3 protein-coding genes are annotated in these 3,873 nt (G+C 68.1%); all 3 read right to left on the reverse strand.

Features of this window, described 5'->3' with window-relative positions; translation table 11 throughout:
- On the reverse strand, positions 1 to 1,934 hold a 1,934-nt coding region (gene ppk1 / locus AC04L7_RS14025; protein WP_475513234.1), incomplete at its 3' end, for a polyphosphate kinase 1.
- Positions 1,931 to 3,274: a phosphate regulon sensor histidine kinase PhoR gene (gene phoR / locus AC04L7_RS14030; protein ID WP_435997702.1), complete on the reverse strand. Its 1,344-nt coding sequence runs from the start codon at positions 3,272 to 3,274 to the stop codon at positions 1,931 to 1,933. The genes phoR and ppk1, both read right to left, overlap by 4 nt.
- 59 nt (positions 3,275 to 3,333) lie before the next feature.
- Positions 3,334 to 3,873 (reverse strand): phosphate regulon transcriptional regulator PhoB (gene phoB / locus AC04L7_RS14035; RefSeq protein WP_475513235.1); only part of this gene is annotated, 540 nt, incomplete at its 5' end.

Here is a 3,873-nt window from a genome sequence, read left to right on the forward strand (position 1 = left end):
TCCTTGTCCAGGATCGGGAAGCAGGTCTCAACGCGATGCAGCAGATTGCGTTCGAGCCAGTCGGCGCTCGCGCAGTAGAGTTCCKGCGCGCCGTCGTTGCCGAACCAGTAGAGACGGCTGTGCTCGAGGAAGCGACCGACGATGGAGCGCACCCGGATGTTGTCGGAAATGCCCGGCACCCCGGGGCGCAGCGCGCAGGCGCCGCGGACGATCAGGTCGATCCGTACCCCTGCCTGCGAGGCCGCATACAGCGCGCGGATGATGCGCGGCTCGTTGATGGCATTGATCTTGGCGATGATGCGCGCCGGCTTGCCGGCCCGCGCCAGCTTGGCTTCGCGTTCGATCTTCTTGATCAGGCCCGGGTGCAGCGTGAAGGGCGATTGCAGCAGTCGCTTGAGCTTGGTCGTGGGCGCCAGGCCGGAGAGCTGCTGGAACAGCAGGTGCACGTCGCTGCCGATGTCGGGGTCGGCGGTGAGCAGGCCGATGTCCGTATACGCGCGTGCTGTACCGCTGTGGTAGTTGCCGGTGCCCAGGTGCACGTAGCGCCGCAGCTTGCGCCCTTCGCGGCGCACGATGAGCAGCATCTTGGCGTGCGTCTTGTAACCCACGACGCCGTACACCACCTGCGCGCCGGCTTCCTGCAGCTTGTCGGCCACGCCGAGGTTGRCGTCCTCGTCGAAACGGGCGCGCAGTTCGACCACGACGGTCACGTCCTTGCCGTTCCGCGCCGCCTGCACCAGCGCTTCGACGATCGCCGAATCCTTGCCCGTGCGGTAGAGCGTCTGCTTGATCGCCAGCACGTCGGGGTCCACCGCGGCCTGCTTGATCAGGTCCAGCACGGCGCCGAACGAATCGAAAGGGTGGTGCAGCAGCACGTCGTCGTCGGCGACCTTTTCGAAGATCGCCTCGCTGTCGCGCAGCGGCCGGGGGGTGAACACGGGGTACTTCAGTTCCGGGCGCTGCACCAGGTCGTACACCTGGATCACGCGGTTGAGGTTGACCGGCCCGTTGATCGGATACACCGCGTTGTCGGGCAGCGCGAAGTTCTGCAGCAACTGCCGCACGATGGGCTTGGGACAGTCGTGCGCGATCTCCAGGCGCACGGCCGGCCGATAACCACGGCCTACCAGCTCGTCGCGCAACGCCAGCGCCAGGTTCTCGACTTCCTCTTCGTCGACGACCACTTCGGAGTTGCGCGTCACGCGGAACTGGTACGAGCCCTTCACTTCCATGCCCGGGAACAGTTCGTCCACGAACACCGACAGCACCGAGGAAAGCAGCACGAAGTCGTTCTCGCCACCGGACACGCGCTGCGGCAGGTGGATGATGCGCGGCAGTGAGCGCGGCGCGCGCACGATGGCCAGGTGGCCGGCACGGCCGAACGCATCCTTGCCCTTCAGCACCACCACGATGTTCAGCGACTTGTTGAGGATCTTCGGGAACGGATGCGCCGGGTCCAGGCCCAGCGGGGACAGCACCGGCATGATCTCGTTGCGGAAATAGGCGCGCAGCCAGCGCGTCTGGCGCGCATTCCAGCTGTCGCGGCCGAATACGCGCACGCCGGCTTCGGCCAGTCCGGGGCGGAGCACCTCGTTCCAGCACTTGTATTGGGCGTCGACCAGTTCGGCGGCGCGGTCGTGGATCTTGTTGAGCACGGTCGCCGGGCTCATGCCATCCGCGCCCGGCGGCAGGCCGAAGTCGAGTGCGTGGCGCACGGTGGCGGCGCGGATCTCGAAGAACTCGTCCAGGTTGGTGCAGGAGATGCACAGGAAGCGCAGCCGCTCCAGCAAGGGTACCGACGGGTCTTGGGCCTGCGCCAGCACGCGGAAGTTGAAGTCCAGCTGGGACAGTTCGCGGTTGAGGTAGAGCGCCGGGTCGCGCAGCGCGTCTTCGCCGGTGGCAGGGGCGGGCGTCGTGTCCAGGGCGGCGTTCATGCGGTCTGGCTGTCCGTGGTGAGGGCGCGCGGGGCGGCGTCGAGGCGAGGCTCGACACGTTCGGCGCCGAAATGGATGGAGAACAGGCTGCCCTGTCCGACCTCGCTTTCGATCTCGAGGCGGGCCTGGTGCAGGTTCAGCACGTGCTTGACGATCGACAGTCCCAGGCCGGTGCCGCCGCTCTCGCGCGAGCGGCTGGTCGAGACGCGGTAGAAGCGCTCGGTGATGCGCGGCAGGTGCGACGTCGGGATGCCGTAGCCGGTATCGCGCACGCTGAGCACCGCGCCGTCTCCCTCGCGCGCGAAGCGCACGGTGATGGTGCCGCCGACCGGCGTATAGCGCACCGCGTTGCTGACCAGGTTGGAGAAGGCGCTGTGCAGTTCCTTGTTGGAGCCTGACAGGTCCACGCTCGCCTCGTCCTGGACCACGATGGTGTGGCGGCGCTGGCTCAGCGCTTCCGCCTCGCGACGCAGCGTGGCCAGCATCGGCGCCATCGCGACGTTCTCGTCGGGCAGGCTGTCCTGCGCTTCCAAGCGCGACAGCGTCAGCAGGTCTTCCACCAGCTGGGTCATGCGCTGCGACTGCTTCTGCATCTCGGCCAGCATCGGCGCCCAGTCCGGGTACTCGGTGGGCTCCAGCATGTCCAGGTAGCCGTGCACCACGGTCAGCGGCGTGCGCAGTTCGTGCGAGACGTTGGCGACGAAGTCGCGCCGCATCTGCTCCAGGCGCAGCATCTTGCTGACGTCGCGCGCGACCAGCAGCCAGTACTCGTCGGAATAGGGGATCAACCGCAGGTTGAGCCGCAGGTTCGGATCGACCGGCGAGGCCGCATCGAGCATGGGTTCGGCGTTGCGGCCCGCGGCCAGCCAGTGCGACATCGGCAAGGGCTGCAGGCGGTCGCCGACCGGGGCGCCGATGTCCGTGGGGTACTGCAGGCCCAGCAGATGGGTGGCGGCCCGATTGAACCACTGCACGCGCTGGCTGTTCCGTTCCACGACGACGACCGCATCGGGCAGTGCGGCGGCGGCGGCGCGGTAGGCGCGCAGCATGTCGAGCAGGCGGCGCTTGCGGGTGCGCATCTCGGCCTGGCCGCGGAACAGCAGGCGGTCTAGTTCGTTCCAGACACCCTTGCCCTGCGCCGGTTCCATCCGCTGCCGGGCGGTCAGGCGCAGCAACACCTTGCGAAGCCGCCAGTAGTGCCACGCGACGACCCCGAGGGCAGCGACGGTGACGACGGGCCAGACCTGTCCAAGCAGCAGGCCGACCACGACCGCCATCGCCAGGATCAGGGCCAGCTGGCCGAGCGTCTTGAACCAGGCGGTGCGGATGTCGTGGGGCATGGATCGATTGTGTCAGATGTGTATGACAGCCTGCGCGGGCGGCGCCGCCGCCGGCAGGGTCACATCGCCGCCGAGAAGCGGTAGCCCGAACCGCGGACGGTCTGCACCATGTTTTCCAGGCCATGGGGTTCGAGCGTCTTGCGCAGTCGGCGGATATGCACGTCGACGGTCCGCTCTTCCACATACACGCTGCCGCCCCACACGTGGTCGAGCAACTGCGTGCGCGAATAGACACGCTCGGGGTGGGTCATGAAGAAGTGCAGCAGGCGGTACTCGGTGGGGCCGATGGCGACCGGCGTATCGCCGGCGAACACGCGATGGGCGGCACCGTCGATGCGCAGGTTGCCCACCGCGACGCTGCCGTCCTCGTCGTCGTCGCGCGAGCGGCGCATGACGGCGCGGATGCGGGCGAGCAGCTCGCGGGCGGAAAAGGGCTTGACCACGTAGTCGTCGACGCCGGCCTCCAGCCCGCCGACCCGGTCGTTCTCCTCGCCGCGGGCGGTGAGCATGATGATCGGCACGTCGCGGGTCATGGCGTCCTTGCGCCAGCGGCGGGCCAGTTCCAGCCCGCTGGTACCGGGCAGCATCCAGTCCAGCAG

It is taken from the genome of Pseudoxanthomonas sp. LjRoot204_2 (assembly GCF_056175765.1).